Source organism: Mycobacterium sp. 852002-51961_SCH5331710 (assembly GCF_001665535.1).
Taxonomy (GTDB): Bacteria; Actinomycetota; Actinomycetes; order Mycobacteriales; family Mycobacteriaceae; genus Mycobacterium.
The window spans coordinates 62,995-77,649 of record NZ_LZSQ01000117.1 but is presented as its reverse complement, the minus strand read 5'-3'; the positions used below and the strand labels follow the sequence as shown (position 1 = coordinate 77,649).

Here is a 14,655-nt window from a genome sequence, read left to right as displayed (position 1 = left end):
GTGGACGGCGTGCTGAGCGCCATCGCGATCGTCCCGTCGGCACCGGTCATGGTGCCCGAACTCGCCGCAGGCCCCGCGCCCGAGCTGGCCGATCTGCGCGACGCCGTGTTCACGGCCGTGGCGGGGCTCCCGGCGCGGTGGATCGCCGTCGGGGTGGGGCGCTCGGATCAGAGTTTCGGTCCGCACCACAGCGGGACCTTCGCCGGTTACGGCGTCGACCTGCAGGTCACGCTGTCCTCGGAGGCCGCGAGCGACCCGGTCGCGTTGCCGCTGTGCGCGCTGATCGCCGGCTGGGTGCGCGGTGCGGCCCGCGCCGACGCGTCCGTCGAGGTGCGAGTGTTCGCCGATGACCACGGCGCCGACGCCGCGTTGGCCCGCGGCGAGCGGTTACGCGCCGAGATCGACGACGCCGGTGACGCCGTCGGGGTGGTCGTGGTCGCCGACGGCGCCAACACGCTGACCCCGGCCGCGCCGGGAGGCTTCGACCCCGACTCCGTCCCCGTACAAGCCGCGCTGGACGACGCGCTGGCCGGTGGCCGGACCGAACCGCTCACCCGGCTGCCCGACGCCGTGGTCGGCCGGGTCGCGTACCAGGTGCTGGCCGGCCTCGTCGGCACCGGACCCCGGTCGGCCAAGGAGCTGTACCGCGGCGCACCCTACGGCGTCGGCTACTTCGCCGGCCTCTGGCAGCCGCGATGAGCGCACGCCAACGATGACGCGTCCGATCGCGGTCATCGGACCGACCGGGACCGGCAAATCGGCGCTGGCGTTGGACGTCGCCGAGCGCGTGGGCGGCGAGATCGTGAACGCCGACGCCATGCAGATGTACCGCGGCATGGACATCGGAACCGCGAAGTTGACCGTCGACGAGCGTCGTGGAATCCCGCACCACCAGCTCGACGTCTGGGAGGTGACCGAGACCGCGAGCGTGGCCCGATACCAGCAATCGGCCGCCGCCGACATCGAAGCCATCCTCGAACGCGGCGCGGTCCCCGTGGTCGTGGGCGGGTCGATGATGTACGTCCAATCGCTGCTCGACAACTGGACCTTCCCGGCCACCGATCCGGCCGTTCGTGCCCGCTTCGAGCAGCGGCTCGCCGAAATCGGGGCGACCGCCCTGCACGGGGAACTGGCGCGCGTGGACGCCGATGCCGCCGCCTCCATTCAACCGACGGACGGCCGGCGCATCGTGCGCGCGCTCGAGGTGGTCGAACTGACCGGTCAGCCGTTCGCCGCCTCGTTCCCCGCCATCGGCGCACCGCGCTGGGACACCGTCATCATCGGGCTGGACTGGGACACAACACATCTCGACAATCGCCTGGCGAAACGCACCGACAAGATGTTCGCCGACGGACTGGTCGACGAGGTGCGCGCGCTGTTGAGATGCGGGCTGCGCGACGGGGTCACCGCCTCGCGGGCGCTGGGCTACGCGCAGGTGCTCGCCGACCTCGACGCCGGCGGCGACGGGTCCGCAGCGCGCGAGCCGACCTTCGTCGGCACCCGCCGCTACGTGCGCCGGCAGCGGTCCTGGTTTCGCCGCGACCACCGCATCGTGTGGCTCGACGGCGCCGGCTCGGGCCTCGTCGAGGAGACGCTGCGGGTGTGGCGGGACGTACCCTGAACACGTGAGGTTCGCCAAGGGACACGGCACGCAGAACGATTTCGTGCTGCTGCCCGACCTCGACTTCGAGCTGACGCTTGCCCCGGCGGTCGTGACGGCGCTGTGCGACCGGCGCCGCGGCCTGGGCGCCGACGGTGTGCTGCGCGTGACCACTGCGGCGGCAGCGCAGCGGGCCGGGCTGTTCGAACAACTGCCGGAGGGCGTTGCGGGCGAGAACTGGTACATGGACTACCGCAACGCCGACGGATCGATCGCGCAGATGTGCGGCAACGGGGTTCGGGTGTTCGCGCACTACCTGCGGGCCAGCGGCCTGGAGAGCCGCGACGAATTCGTCGTCGGGTCGCTTGCCGGGCCGCGGCCGGTGGTGCTGCACCACTGGGATTCGACAAGCGCCGACGTCGCCGTCGAGATGGGCAAGGTGAACCAGCTGGGCACCGGCGAGGCGATCGTCGGCGGCAGGCCGTTCGCGGGCCTGGCCGTCGACGTCGGCAACCCCCACCTGGCGTGCGTCGATCCCGACCTGACACCCGAGGAGCTGTCCGCGCTGGACGTCGGGGCGCCGGTGTCCTTCGACACCACCCAGTTCCCGGAGGGCGTGAACATCGAAGTGCTGACCGCGCCCGTCGACGGCGCGGTGTCCATGCGTGTGCACGAACGCGGCGTCGGCGAGACCCGGTCGTGCGGGACGGGCACCGTCGCGGCCGCGGTCGCCGCGCTGGCGTACTCCGGTGCCGCCACGGGAAGCCTCGACGTCCGGATTCCGGGCGGCGAGGTCTCGGTCACCGTCACCGAGGCCAGCAGTTTTCTGCGCGGCCCGTCGATCCTGGTGGCGCACGGGGAGTTGTCCGAGGAATGGTGGAGCGTTGCTCAACGTTAATTGGGGTGCATGAAAAGTGATCTCCGTGCGAATCTTTATTCGCCTATGACGTATCCCGATTCTCCTATTCGCAACACCCCGAGCGCGGGTGAGCTGGCCCTCGAAGACCGCACGGCGCTGCGCCGTGTGGCCGGTTTGTCGACCGAGCTCGCCGACGTCTCCGAGGTCGAATACCGCCAACTCCGCCTGGAACGCGTGGTGCTGGTCGGGGTGTGGACCGAAGGAAGCGCGGCCGACGCCGAGGCGAGCCTGGCCGAACTGGCCGCGCTGGCCGAGACTGCGGGTTCGGAGGTTCTCGAAGGTGTGATCCAGCGCCGCGACAAGCCGGACGCTTCCACTTACATCGGCTCGGGCAAGGCCGCCGAGCTCCGCGAGATCGTGCTCGCGACGGGTGCCGACACCGTGATCTGCGACGGTGAGCTCAGCCCCGCCCAGCTGACGGCCTTGGAGAAGGCGGTCAAGGTCAAGGTCATCGACCGCACCGCGCTGATCCTCGACATCTTCGCCCAGCATGCGACCAGCCGGGAGGGCAAGGCGCAGGTCACCTTGGCCCAGATGGAGTACATGTTGCCCCGGCTGCGTGGCTGGGGTGAGTCGATGTCCCGTCAGGCGGGCGGCCGCGCAGGCGGCGCCGGCGGCGGGGTGGGCACGCGCGGTCCCGGTGAGACGAAGATCGAGACCGATCGCCGTCGCATCCGCGAGCGGATGTCGAAGCTGCGCCGCGAGATCAAGGACATGAAGAAGATCCGTGACACGCAGCGCAGCGGCAGGCGGCGCAGCGAGGTGCCCTCGGTCGCGATCGTCGGTTACACCAACGCGGGTAAGTCCAGTCTGCTCAACGCGCTCACCGGTGCCGGCGTCCTGGTGGAGAACGCGTTGTTCGCAACGCTCGAACCCACAACGCGCCGAGGCGAATTCGCCGACGGAAGGCCGTTCGTGCTGACCGATACGGTCGGGTTCGTCCGCCACCTGCCGACACAGTTGGTCGAGGCGTTCCGCTCCACACTGGAGGAGGTCGTCGACGCCGACCTGCTGGTCCACGTCGTCGACGGATCGGACGCCAATCCACTCGCGCAAATCAACGCCGTGCGCACGGTCGTCAACGAGGTGATAGCTGAGCACGACGGCACTCGGGCGCCGGAACTGTTGGTGGTCAACAAGATCGACGCTGCCGACGGTCTGACGCTGGCGCAGTTGCGCCGCGCGCTGGCCGATGCGGTATTCGTCTCGGCGCGCACCGGGGAGGGATTGGAGCGCCTGCAGCAGCGAATGGCCGAGCTGATCACGCCGACCGACACGGTTGTCGACGTGACAATCCCGTACGAGCGCGGCGATCTCGTCAACCGCGTGCACGCCGACGGCCGCATCGACGCCACCGAGCACACCGCCGAGGGCACCAGGATCAAGGCCAGGGTGCCGGTTCCGCTGGCGGCGGCGCTGCGTGAATACGCGACGTTCTGACGTTTCGAGCGTCCACGAGCAGCGAAGAGGCGCAGAGGTCCTCGACCCCTGCGCCTCTCGCGACGGTGTTTGTTACTCCTGCTCGGCCTCTTGACGCTTCTCGGCCGTCTTGGCCGCGGCCCGCGCGCTTTCGGCCTCGGCTTCCTTCTGCGCGGCGTTGCGCTGCGCGTCTGCCTTGTCCTGCTGGGCCTGACCCTCGCGGTACAGGTCGTCTCGGCCGGCAACGGCGCCCAAAACCTCTTTGGCCTTGCCCTTCACGCCCTCAACGACGCCCTTGACGGCCTCTTCGGGCCCACTGTTGTTCTTGTCGGACACTGCGGCTTCCTCCTTGCCGGTCGAACGGTGTGACGGTCCAATACCCGAAACGCCGTTTCGCTAATCGGACAAACGATGCGCCGGTGAGGCACCTCACAGCGGGCCCGGATTGTGCGCGGCGCTAGCCGAGTTCGAAGACCTCAGTAGCGGGCACCGCCATCACCTGCTGCGCGAGTTGCGCTTTCAAGCGGTCGAGCCGCTCTTCCTGCGGTGGCGTCCGGTTTGCGGCACGGGCCAGGTCGACGAACTCGTCGGTGACGAACCCGTCGCGCAGCAGCAGTGTGGCCGTACTGCCGGCGTGCTCGACGACGAAAACGAAGTCTTCGAGCAGGCGGCCGCGGTCACTTCGCACCAGGGAACGGTCGACGACGTAGCGGTCGTCGGTGACGCCGCGCGTCACCGCCTCGAAGGCGTCGCGGGCGCCCGGTCCGCGAAACGCGGTGCGCACCACGACGGATCGGCGTTCAGGCGGATTGCCCGGGCTCACGACGGAAAACCCGAGTTGCATGGCCTTGAACGCGATCGCGACGCCGGCGGGGGAATGGCCGCCGTGGTAACGATTGATGTCCTCGAAGGTGAACGTGAGCGTTCGTCCCCGCTCACGGATCTCGAGAACGTCGGTCATCTCGGACCGATCACCGGCGGTTCGTGAGCCCGCACCGGCGGCAGCGTGCCGGTGTATTTCTCCACCTGCACCAGCACATGCGCACCGGTGCAACCGTGCGCAAGCGACGAAGTGCCCGCATCGTCGGTGAGCACGTTGGGATTTCCGTGGGCGCACATGGAGTCCGGGTCGACGGGGTCGACGGGATCGAACCAGGCGCCCGTCGCCAACTGCACGACGTCGGGCCGCAGGCGATCGTCGATCACCAATCCGGCCAGGCACGCACCGCGATCGTTGAACACCCGCACCACATCACCGTCGGTGAGGCCACGGTCGGCGGCGTCGCGCGGGTGCATCCGGATGGGTTCGCGCTCCGCGACTTTCGATTTCCGGCTGACCTCACCGCCGTCCAACTGACCGTGGAGCCGAGATGCCGGTTGATTGGCCAGCAGGTGTAGGGGATAGTCGGTCGCCCGTGGGCCGCCCAGCCATTCGGCGGGCTCATGCCATTTCGGGTGTCCCGCGCAGTCGGCATAGCCGAATCCGTCGATGTCGGCGGAGAAGATCTCGATCAGTCCGCTGGGGGTGCCGAGTCGGTGGGCGACCGGATCGGCGCGGAAGTCCGCCAGCAGGGTCAATCCCTTCTCGACGGGTAGCCGTAACCGCCCGCGGCTCCAGAACTCGTCGAAGCTCGGCACGCCGAAATCCAGTTCAGTCGCCCACTTGTCGTACATGTGGGCCAGCCACTGCCACGCCGTGCGACCCTCGGTGAATCGATCGCCGAAACCCAGTCGATCTGCCAGCGCAGCGAAAGTCGTGTAGTCATCGCGTGATTCGGCGTATGGCTCGGCCAGTTTTGGCATCGCCATCAGCATCGGGTCGTTGCGGGACCCCGAGAAGTCGTCACGCTCGAACGACGTCGTCGACGGCACGACGATGTCGGCGTGTTTGGCCATTGCGGTCCAATACGGTTCGTGCACCACCAGGGTGTCGACACGACCCAGGGCCCGCCGCAGCCGGGGGATGTTCTGGTGGTGGTGGAACGGGTTTCCGCCCGCCCAGTACACCAACCGGATGTCGGGGTAGACAAGCCGCTGGCCGTTGTAGTCGAACTGTTCGCCGGGGCGCAACAACAGATCGCTGATTGCGGCCACGGGGATGAACGACCGTACGGGGTTGATGCCCTGCGGCAGCCTCGGCAGTCGGCACCGCAGCGGTGGCAGGCCGGGTTCGTTCATCGAGCCGTAGCCGTGCCCGAAACCGCCGCCGGGAAGGCCGATCTGCCCCAGCATCGCAGCCAGCGTCAAGCCCATCCACGGCGCTTGTTCGCCGTACCGCACTCGCTGCAGCGACCAGCTGACAGTGACGATCGTGCGGTGCTCGGACATTCGCCGAGCCAATTGGGCGATGTCGTCGGCGGCGATGCCGGAGATCGCCGACGCCCACCGCGGAGTCTTCGGCACACCGTCGTCGGCCCCGAGTAGATACCGCTCGAAACGTTCGTAACCGGTGCAATACGTGCTCAGAAAGTTTCGGTCGGCGAGTCTCTCGGTCGCGAGTACGTATGCGAGCGCCAGCATGATCGCCACATCGGTCCCGGGCACCGGCGCGAACCATTCGCAGTCTCCGTCGACGTCGTCGCGCAGCGGTGAGAACGACAAGATCTGTCCGCCACGGGCGCGGTACCGCCGCAGCGCATCTCGCGCCGGATGGGCGGTGGTGGTGCCGCCGTGGTTGATCGACGTGTTCTTCAGCGACAACCCACCGAAGCACACGAGGAGTTCGGTGTGCTCGACGATGACCTCCCAGGAGGTCGACCGCTTGAACAGGTCGTCGTGCGTGCCGACGACGCGCGGCATGATCACCCCTGTGGCACCGAGGCTGTAGGAGTGCCGGGAAAACGTGTATCCGCCAAGGAGGTTCAAAAACCGGTGCACCTGGCTCTGGGCGTGGTGGAACCGGCCTGCACTGGACCAGCCGTACGAGCCGCCGAATATCGCCTCGTTTCCGTGCGAATCGACGACGCGGCGCAATTCATCGGCGAGCAGTTCGGTCAACTCGTCCCATGTGACGGCCACGAATTCGTCGTTCCCGCGACGCGTGGTCGGACCCGGCCCGCCGCGCAACCAACCCCGCCGAACGGCGGGTGTCGCTATCCGTGCCCGATGTCGAAGAGATCCGGGCAGATTGCCCAGCAGAGGTGAGGGGTCGGCGTCGCCCTCGAACGGACTGACCGCGGCGATGTCGCCGTCTCGCATCTCGGCGGCGAAGGCTCCCCAGTGCGTCAGGCTGACCGGGGCGGGCATGGCGTCAGTTTAGGTGCGGGCGACCTGCGGCTCGGAAACGGCCGGGTCGGCGTGAACCGCCCCAGCGATAGCGAATGTCATTAGTGCCGCAATCGCGCGCGCAGGTCGCATCGATCGGCGCAGACATTGCCTGGTGGCTACCGATATTTGGGTAAATACTCGGCGGCCGTCCGTCATTCTCGTCTGCGGTGTGCAAACTATTTGCGATGCCGTCACGACCGTTGTGGATGCAAATAGCCTTGGTGGCGCCGCGATTAATCCGGGCGGCACGGCGGGGTTATCCACAGCGAATGGAGTATCGGCAGGTATTTTCTTCCCAAGATCGGCGTGTTCGTTGGTTATTGGCGTCTGACGACAGATAGAGGACGGGTGCGAATTCTTCGAGCGAAATTTCGTGCCGACCCGGGAGGTCGAATGATCGGGCAGAACAGCCGGGGCACCTCGGTGTTGGGTCGAATGGCGATCGGTCTGCTCGTGGGCGCCGTCGCATTACTGCTGGCGCCGGTGGTGAGCGCGTCGCCGGAATCCGATGCGGCCAACGCCGCGATCACGGCGGCGTTCGACGCCAGCGGCGGAGACGGCGGCCCCCTGGGCCCACGGCAGGGCGACGTGTACGAAGTGGGCGACGGATTCGCGCAGAACTTCGCCGGCGGCAAGATCTTCTTCACCCCCGATACCGGCGCTCACGTCATGCGGGGTGCGATCCTGGAGAAGTACGAATCGTTCGGCGGCCCCGCCGACAGCGACCTCGGATTCCCCACCATGGACGACGGCCCCGGGCGCGCCCCGGGCAGCTTCAACGTCACGTTCAGCGCCAGTGACAATCCGGTGATCTTCTGGACGCCCGACACCGGCGCGCGGGTCGTCCGCGGACCGATCAACGCCGCGTGGGACAAGTTGGGCGGGTCCACCGGGACGCTTGGTGTGCCTGCCGACGACGAGTCGTACCGCGGTGATCTCGTCACCCAAAAGTTCACGGGCGGCGAGATCACCTACAACACTCGCGACAAGAAGTTCACCACCGTGCCGCCCGATCTCGCGGGACAGTTGGCGGACCTGCAGGTACCGGGTGATGCCACTTCCGCGATCAACGCGGCGCGCCGTGCGGCAGGCGGCCCACTGGGGCCGTTGGGCGCCGCGGAGGGGCCCGCGTATCCGATCGGCAAGGATGGCCTGGGCCAGAACTTCGCCGGCGGCAAGATCTTCTACAGCCCGCAGACAGGCGCGCGGGTCGTCACCGGTCAGGTCCTGGCCAAGTACGAGAGCCTCGGCGGCCCCGAAGGAGACCTCGGGTTCCCGGTCTCCAGCGAGAGCGACGGCGGATTGTCCACCGCCAGCCGCATGTCCCGTTTCGCCGCCGACGACAAGCCGGTGATCTTCTGGACGCCCGACTACGGCGCGGTACTGGTGCGCGGTGCGATGAGTGCGGCCTGGGACAAGCTCGACGGCGCGGAGGGCACGCTCGGCGCGCCGATGGCAGACCAGACCGAGAAGGGTGACGTCGTCACGCAGCGGTTCAGCGGTGGGGTCGTCTCCTGGAATCGCAAGACCGGCGAGTTCAGCACAGAACCACCCAATCTCGCCGGGGAGCTGGCCGGCCTCGAGGTGCCTGCCGAGCAGAAGTCCGAAACGCCGGGCACTCAACGCTCCTCGGATTCCGGCGGAGACAGGAACTGGTTCACCTTCAGCTGGTGGTGGCTGCTGGCGATCGTGCCGGTGATCGTGCTGGTCGGCCTGGTCGCGTTCGCGACGATGCGCAACAGGCGCCGCCCGGATGTCGATCGCCCGGGAGCGGTCGACGGCCGGTACGACGACACGTACGGCTCCGACGCCGAACACGCCTACGCCACACCGGGTTCGGACGATCAACTGTCCAACCGTGGCGATCCGTCGGCCGCGATGTTCGGTGATCGGTACGCCACAGAGGGTTTGGGCGCGCTTTCCGCACCGGGGGAGTCGGCCGACTCGCCGGGTAGCCCATGGGAGGCGCCGTCCCAGGGCTTCGGCGAGCCATCGGAATTGGCCGGCATCGCTGAAGACGAGGAGAACCCCGACAACGTCGACACCGCGCCCACACGCATTCCGGCTTCGGAGGAAGCCGCGATCGCCGCGGGGCGTCTGACTGCCGACCCCGACGAGACGACCGGCGAGCACGAGGAGCCCGACGAATTCGATACCGCGGCCGAAGACCTCGATGTCGCCGAAGACGTCGATGTCCCGGCCGAGCCAAGTGAACCCGCACCGCGACAACGGGATTCGCTGACCGACACGGGCCGCCACGCAAGGATCGTCATCGACGAGCCCGAGGTACCCAGCCCGGCCTTCCGGTTACCGGTCGGCGATTCAGGGGAGGCGCCCGAGGGATATCCGATCAAGGCGGACACCCAGTCGGGTCGCTACTGGCTGCCCACCGCCGCCGACTACGACGAGGTAGACGCCGAGATCTGGTTCTCGAGTGAGGAATTCGCCCGGACGAACGGATTCGTCCGAGCCGACTAGATCTTCCGGATGACGGTGACGACCTTGCCCAGCACCGCGGCGTCGTTACCGGGGATCGGATCGAACGCCGGATTGTGCGGCATCAGCCAGACCTGGCCGCGCGTGCGTTTGAACGTCTTGACCGTGGCTTCGCCGTCGATCATCGCGGCCACGATGTCGCCGTTGTCGGCGACGTTCTGCTGACGCACGACCACCCAGTCGCCGTCGCAGATCGCGGCGTCCACCATGGAGTCGCCGACGACCTTGAGCAGGAACAGCGAGCCTTCGCCGACCAGTTCGCGCGGCAGCGGGAAGACGTCCTCGACGGCCTCCTCGGCCAGGATCGGCCCGCCGGCGGCGATGCGTCCCAGCACAGGCACGAACGTCGGCTCCGGTAGCGCGTCGGAGCCGGCGACATCGGTGCCGACGATCGGCGTCACGTGGTCGTCGGCACCGCGGACGTCGACGGCGCGCGGTCGGTTGGGGTCGCGGCGCAGATAGCCCTTGCGCTCCAACGTGCGCAGTTGGTGGGCGACCGAAGAGGTGGAGGTCAATCCGACCGCGTCGCCGATCTCCCTGATGCTCGGGGGATAGCCGCGACTGGTGACCGAGGCGCGGATCACGTCGAGGATGGTGCGCTGGCGTTCGGTGAGCCCCGGGTCCAGGGTTCGGGCCCCGCCGGCGCCTTCCGGGTTATCGCTGCTCGAGTCCATGCCGCCGAATGTAACCCGCGACATCCGATTAATCAAACATTTGTTCGAGGCGTGTCGCCCCGGTGCGGCCTGCGCGATTCCATGGCGATTTTTTGTCGGTGGGCCGATTTATCGTTTCACAACAGTTCGATCACACGTTCTATCTTTCGAACATGTGATCGAGTATGTTCGAACACAGGAGCGAAGGCAGCGGACCGGAAGGCAGGAAGATGACCGTTCTCGACACCCACGAATTTCAGCCCACACGCGTGGTCAGCACCGGTTACCGGCCGGTTCGCGCCCGTCGGCGGCCCTCTACGGTCCGACCGGCAGGGGCCGCGGTGCGTTATCGCGGAACCGGCGTGATGATGTCGCGTGCTTCGCACCGGCGTCGGCCGATCACCCCGGTCACCACGGTGCTGCTGTCCCTGGTGGCGGCGGGAATCACGGTGTGGCTCGGCCTCGTCGCACAGTTCGGCGGCGTGGTGGGGACCACCTCGGCCGCGGTGCCGAGCCGGCTCGCGGTGGTGCAGGTCCAGTCAGGGGAGAGTCTGCAGCAGGTGGCGCTGCGGGTGGCGCCCGACGCTCCTGTGGGCCAGGTGATGGACCGGATCCGCGAGCTCAACCAGCTCGACTCGTCGTCGGTCGATGCCGGGCAGACGCTGATCGCCCCGGTCGGCTGACGTCAGGGTCGCCGGCAAACGACTTGGTGCGCAGACGTGTTCACCGACAGATCGCTCGACTACGTGCCGTTCAGCGCGGTGCTGGGCCATCGCAACCCCTCGCAGGTACGCTCGGAGAGGTTCGAGTTGGTCGTTTGTTGGCGCGGCGAAGGAGCGGTGATGCACTGTCCGTTCTGTCGTCACCCGGATTCGCGCGTGGTGGACTCGCGTGAAACCGATGAGGGCCAGGCCATCCGGCGCCGACGGTCCTGTCCGGAATGCGGTCGTCGGTTCACCACGGTGGAGACCGCCGTCCTGGCCGTCGTCAAGCGCAGCGGCGTCACCGAGCCGTTCAGCCGCGAGAAGGTCATCAAAGGAGTGCGCCGGGCCTGCCAGGGCAGCCAGGTCGACGAGGACGCGTTAAACCTGCTGGCCCAGCAGGTTGAGGACGCCGTGCGCGCCTCGGGATCGCCCGAGGTGCCCAGCCACGAAGTCGGCCTCGCCATCCTCGGGCCGCTGCGCGATCTCGACGAGGTCGCCTACCTGCGCTTCGCCTCGGTGTATCGCGGGTTCACGTCGGCCGAGGACTTCGAGCGGGAGATCGAGGACCTGCGGGCGCATCGAAACTCGCCGCAACCCACGGCCAGCTGAGCCGACCGGGTTGTCTAACAACCCACCGCACGGTGTGTGTTGGTCAGTCGATCTGCTTGGTGCCGTCGCTGACCACGCGACCGGCGACACGCACCCAGCCCTCGGGGCTCCACTCGGTGTAGATGTGTGAACCCTTGCCCTGCACGATCCTCAGGTCGCGACTCAGGTAGTCGGTGATCCGCACGGCGGCGGCGCCGGTGGCTTCGTCTTCGGGCACGCCGAGGTCGGTCGCGAACATCCGGGACCGCAGCTCACCCTTGTCCCTGTCGGTCCACGTCCACACGTAGTGGTTGATGTCGTCGGGATAGTCCGACGGGTCGAGGGAGAGAAGCTCGTCCACCGAGCCGATGTCGTGGATGGCGAATTCGGGTGCCCACTCCGCGCGGGCCTGAACAGAGGTGAGGTCGTCGCTGTAGGCGATTTGGACGATGCCGGCGGGAACGCGCAAGGTGTGCACGGGTGCGCCCTGCTCGCGGAGCCACCACGCCGCGCCGACGGTGGGATGTCCGGCGAAGGGCAGTTCGACGGCCGGCGTGTAAATGCGTGCGTGTGCTGTGTTCGTGCCGGGGGCCGGCAGATCGACGAATATGGTTTCGTTGTAACCCAATTGGGTCGCGATCCGCTGGTGATCATTCGAGTCGACGGTGCTGGCGTCGACGACACCGAGAGGGTTTCCGTGGTTGCCGTCAGGGTCGGTGAAGACTCGCAACACCGTCACGTCGATGGCCATGGGGCCGATGCTACTTGCTATCGGCGTGAGGGTGGCGCGGTCGCGGTGGGCGGGAAGATCAGGTCGCGCTGCGCTCGTCGGTGCCCATCGCGTCGAGCACCGCGACCCGCGTGTCGGCCGAACCGGAGATCGCGTTCTCGGTGATCCCCGCCCGTAGCAGCCCGCGCAAATACTCCTGGTCGTAGACCGCCGGTTCGGTGCCGTCGATGAACTCCTCGACCACCTCGACGAAGCGTTCGGGGTCGTCGTGGAACGGGAAATGGCCGGAGCCGTCGAAGATTTCCAACTGCGACCCCGGCATCGCCGCGTGGGCCATCCGCGCGTGGCTGACGGGGATCACGGCGTCGCAGCTGCCCCAGATGAGCTGAACCGGAACCGACTGCGTCAGGTAGCAGCGATCCAGCATGGTCACCACCTGGCCGCGCCAATCGACGACCGCGCGCAGCGTCCGCGCGAACGCCGAAGACGCCGTGGGCTCGGGAAGATCGTTGAGGATGCGCAACACCTGAGGCAGATCGCGACCGAGACCGGTCGATCCGATCACACCACCGGCGACGCGGCCTACCACCTGTAATGCGGGCAGCACGAACGGCAGCCGCAGCAGCGCCAGCGCCTCACTGCCCATCGGCAGCGAGGCGAACCGCAGCGCGATGTTCACATCCCGTGTGACGCCGCCGGCACCGACGAGGATCAGCCGGTCGACGAGCTGGGGGAACTGGTAGGCGAACTGCATGGCCACCCCGCCGCCGAGCGAATGGCCGATCACGGTGACGTGGTCGATGTCGAGCACACTCAACAGGTCGCGCATTCCGTTGGCGTAGGCGGCGACCGAATAGTCCGCGCGCGGCTTGTCGGATTTGCCGTGGCCCAACAGGTCCGGCGCGATGACCGTGAATCGCTGAGCGAGCTTCGACTGGACCGTCTCCCACGTGGTGGAGTTGTCGCCGATGCCGTGGATCAGCAGGATCGCCGGTCCGGAGCCCGCTACGCGGTACGCGCGCCGGTATCCGTGGATGGTGCGAAACTGCAGGACGGGCGTCAGATCCCGCACGGGGCGAAGGTTCGGCTTTCGCGGCGCCATTGCGCCAACTTAGCGGGCCGCCGTCAACCTCGCGCCTCGAGTCGCCCATTCACCGGGCGACGTTCGTCATCCGGCGTCGTCGCCGTCCTCGAAGCGGTCCTTGCCCTTCTTCTCGGCCTGCTGGGCGAGGAACCGCTCGAATTCGGCGCCGAGCTCTTCTCCGCTGGGCAGGTCCTCGTCGCTGGCCAGCAGCGACCGGTTCTCCTGGGCCGTCATGTACGCGTCGTACTGGCGCTCGAGCGCCGCAACGACCTGCGCGACCTCGGGGCTCTGCTCGACCTGCTCGTTGATCTTTGTGAGCACCTCCGCGCCCGCCGCGACCAGCGCGTCGAGCGGGAACTGCAGCGACGCGTTCCTGGCGACCTCGGCCAGCAACGCCTCGGCCGCCGCGGGATAGTCGGTCTGCGCCAGATAGTGCGGCACGTGGACGGTGAAGCCGACGACCTCGTGCCCGTGCTGCGACATCCGGAACTCGAGCAGGTTGGACACGCTCGCGGGGACCTGTACCTCGCCGACCCACGGCTGGTGATCGGAGATCAGTTCCTTGTCGCTGGAGTGGGCGGTCATCGTGATGGGACGGGTGTGCGGCACCGCCATCGGAATGGTGCCCAGGCCCACGACGCGGCGCACACCGAGCTGTTCGGCCAGCAGGCGCACGGCGGTGATGAACCGCTCCCAACGCAGGTCCGGTTCCATGCCCGCCAGAAGCAGGAACGGGGTTCCGACGCTGTCACGCATCGCGTACAGGTTGAGCTCGGGGTCCTCGTAGTTGGTGAAATGGTCGGTCTTGAACGTCATCAACGGGCGCCGTGACCGGTAGTCGAGCAGCTCGTCGATCGCGAACGACGCCACCAACTCGGTGTCGAGGGTGTCCTTCAGATGCTGGGCGGCCAGCCGGATGGCGCGCCCGGCGTCGGAGAAGCCTTCGAGGGCGTGGATGAGCACCGGCCCGCGGCCGTCCTTGGACGACAGCTGGGGCGCGGGGAACTCCAACTCGTACATGCCTGATTGGTCAGGCTGGTAGTGCTGCTCCGGGTTACCAGCGTTGTCAGCCATGAGCCTCGCCTCCTCGCAGTGGTGCCAGACCGTGAACGTCTTCTTACAGTGACAACTAGTCTCGCGCACGTTGCGTTCCCACTGCCGGGCATCCCATGCCGGAAGCGACGAAATTGTTTGC

14 protein-coding genes are annotated in these 14,655 nt (G+C 67.7%); 7 read left to right on the top strand and 7 right to left on the bottom strand.

The window, feature by feature from the left end; all coding sequences use genetic code 11:
• Nucleotides 1–9: 9 nt before the first annotated feature.
• From A5752_RS21615 to hflX, 4 genes are read left to right on the top strand one after another with little or no spacing between them, the layout of a single operon-like run.
• Nucleotides 10–699 (top strand): class III extradiol ring-cleavage dioxygenase family protein, encoded by a 690-nt coding sequence (locus tag A5752_RS21615; RefSeq protein ID WP_067090215.1) that lies wholly within the window; start codon nt 10–12, stop codon nt 697–699.
• Nucleotides 700–712: 13 nt separating this feature from the next.
• Nucleotides 713–1,621 (top strand): tRNA (adenosine(37)-N6)-dimethylallyltransferase MiaA, encoded by a 909-nt coding sequence (miaA, locus tag A5752_RS21610; protein ID WP_067089966.1) that lies wholly within the window; start codon nt 713–715, stop codon nt 1,619–1,621.
• A gap of 4 nt (nt 1,622–1,625) precedes the next feature.
• Entirely contained in the window at nt 1,626–2,498 is an 873-nt protein-coding gene (gene dapF, locus A5752_RS21605) for a diaminopimelate epimerase (protein WP_067089963.1), read from the top strand.
• A 45-nt stretch (nt 2,499–2,543) separates the two neighbouring features.
• Nucleotides 2,544–3,959: a GTPase HflX gene (gene hflX / locus A5752_RS21600; protein ID WP_156614080.1), complete on the top strand. Its 1,416-nt coding sequence runs from the start codon at nt 2,544–2,546 to the stop codon at nt 3,957–3,959.
• A gap of 72 nt (nt 3,960–4,031) precedes the next feature.
• Here hflX and mbp1 read toward each other — a convergent pair whose 3' ends face one another.
• The 3 genes from mbp1 to A5752_RS21585 all read right to left on the bottom strand — a co-directional run bounded on the left by mbp1 (nt 4,032) and on the right by A5752_RS21585 (nt 7,184).
• Nucleotides 4,032–4,274: a microaggregate-binding protein 1 gene (mbp1, locus tag A5752_RS21595; protein ID WP_067089958.1), complete on the bottom strand. Its 243-nt coding sequence runs from the start codon at nt 4,272–4,274 to the stop codon at nt 4,032–4,034.
• Nucleotides 4,275–4,395: 121 nt separating this feature from the next.
• Nucleotides 4,396–4,899, bottom strand: coding sequence for a hypothetical protein (locus A5752_RS21590; protein WP_067089955.1), 504 nt, complete (start codon nt 4,897–4,899; stop codon nt 4,396–4,398).
• Complete coding sequence (locus A5752_RS21585; protein WP_067089952.1) at nt 4,896–7,184, bottom strand: molybdopterin guanine dinucleotide-containing S/N-oxide reductase; 2,289 nt, start codon at nt 7,182–7,184, stop codon at nt 4,896–4,898. The genes A5752_RS21590 and A5752_RS21585 overlap by 4 nt, the downstream gene beginning before the upstream one ends.
• 414 nt (nt 7,185–7,598) lie before the next feature.
• On the opposite strand from A5752_RS21585, the gene A5752_RS21580 reads away from it, so the two are divergent.
• Nucleotides 7,599–9,683, top strand: a complete 2,085-nt coding sequence (locus tag A5752_RS21580) for a sunset domain-containing protein (protein WP_067089949.1) — start codon at nt 7,599–7,601, stop codon at nt 9,681–9,683.
• Here A5752_RS21580 and lexA read toward each other — a convergent pair.
• Nucleotides 9,680–10,375, bottom strand: a complete 696-nt coding sequence (gene lexA, locus A5752_RS21575; protein WP_067089946.1) for a transcriptional repressor LexA — start codon at nt 10,373–10,375, stop codon at nt 9,680–9,682. The genes A5752_RS21580 and lexA overlap by 4 nt on opposite strands.
• 209 nt (nt 10,376–10,584) lie before the next feature.
• On the opposite strand from lexA, the gene A5752_RS21570 reads away from it, so the two are divergent.
• Both A5752_RS21570 and nrdR read left to right on the top strand, forming a co-directional pair.
• The gene (locus tag A5752_RS21570; protein WP_067090213.1) at nt 10,585–11,037 is read left to right on the top strand and encodes a LysM peptidoglycan-binding domain-containing protein; all 453 of its coding nucleotides are present in this window, start codon (nt 10,585–10,587) and stop codon (nt 11,035–11,037) included.
• 159 nt (nt 11,038–11,196) lie between these two features.
• Nucleotides 11,197–11,667 (top strand): transcriptional regulator NrdR, encoded by a 471-nt coding sequence (gene nrdR, locus A5752_RS21565; RefSeq protein ID WP_067090211.1) that lies wholly within the window; start codon nt 11,197–11,199, stop codon nt 11,665–11,667.
• 43 nt (nt 11,668–11,710) lie between these two features.
• On the opposite strand, the gene A5752_RS21560 is transcribed toward nrdR, so the two are convergent.
• From A5752_RS21560 to A5752_RS21550, 3 genes are all read right to left on the bottom strand, one after another.
• Complete coding sequence (locus A5752_RS21560) at nt 11,711–12,397, bottom strand: PhzF family phenazine biosynthesis protein (protein WP_067089943.1); 687 nt, start codon at nt 12,395–12,397, stop codon at nt 11,711–11,713.
• 58 nt (nt 12,398–12,455) lie between these two features.
• Nucleotides 12,456–13,478 carry an alpha/beta fold hydrolase gene (locus A5752_RS21555; protein ID WP_067089940.1) on the bottom strand — a complete coding sequence of 341 codons (1,023 nt, stop codon included), beginning with the start codon at nt 13,476–13,478 and terminating at the stop codon, nt 12,456–12,458.
• A gap of 66 nt (nt 13,479–13,544) precedes the next feature.
• Entirely contained in the window at nt 13,545–14,534 is a 990-nt protein-coding gene (locus A5752_RS21550) for a proteasome assembly chaperone family protein (protein ID WP_067089937.1), read from the bottom strand.
• Nucleotides 14,535–14,655: the final 121 nt, after the last annotated feature.

Excerpts from the sequence above, each read along its gene's own strand:
- A5752_RS21570 (WP_067090213.1), top strand. The coding sequence starts at position 10,585 with ATGACCGTTCTCGACACCCACGAATTTCAGCCCACACGCGTGGTCAGC.
- miaA (WP_067089966.1), top strand. The coding sequence starts at position 713 with ATGACGCGTCCGATCGCGGTCATCGGACCGACCGGGACCGGCAAATCG.
- A5752_RS21550 (WP_067089937.1), bottom strand. The coding sequence starts at position 14,534 with ATGGCTGACAACGCTGGTAACCCGGAGCAGCACTACCAGCCTGACCAA.
- A5752_RS21590 (WP_067089955.1), bottom strand. The coding sequence starts at position 4,899 with ATGACCGACGTTCTCGAGATCCGTGAGCGGGGACGAACGCTCACGTTC.
- lexA (WP_067089946.1), bottom strand. The coding sequence starts at position 10,375 with ATGGACTCGAGCAGCGATAACCCGGAAGGCGCCGGCGGGGCCCGAACC.
- A5752_RS21560 (WP_067089943.1), bottom strand. The coding sequence starts at position 12,397 with ATGGCCATCGACGTGACGGTGTTGCGAGTCTTCACCGACCCTGACGGC.
- nrdR (WP_067090211.1), top strand. The coding sequence starts at position 11,197 with ATGCACTGTCCGTTCTGTCGTCACCCGGATTCGCGCGTGGTGGACTCG.
- A5752_RS21585 (WP_067089952.1), bottom strand. The coding sequence starts at position 7,184 with ATGCCCGCCCCGGTCAGCCTGACGCACTGGGGAGCCTTCGCCGCCGAG.
- hflX (WP_156614080.1), top strand. The coding sequence starts at position 2,544 with ATGACGTATCCCGATTCTCCTATTCGCAACACCCCGAGCGCGGGTGAG.
- A5752_RS21555 (WP_067089940.1), bottom strand. The coding sequence starts at position 13,478 with ATGGCGCCGCGAAAGCCGAACCTTCGCCCCGTGCGGGATCTGACGCCC.
- A5752_RS21580 (WP_067089949.1), top strand. The coding sequence starts at position 7,599 with ATGATCGGGCAGAACAGCCGGGGCACCTCGGTGTTGGGTCGAATGGCG.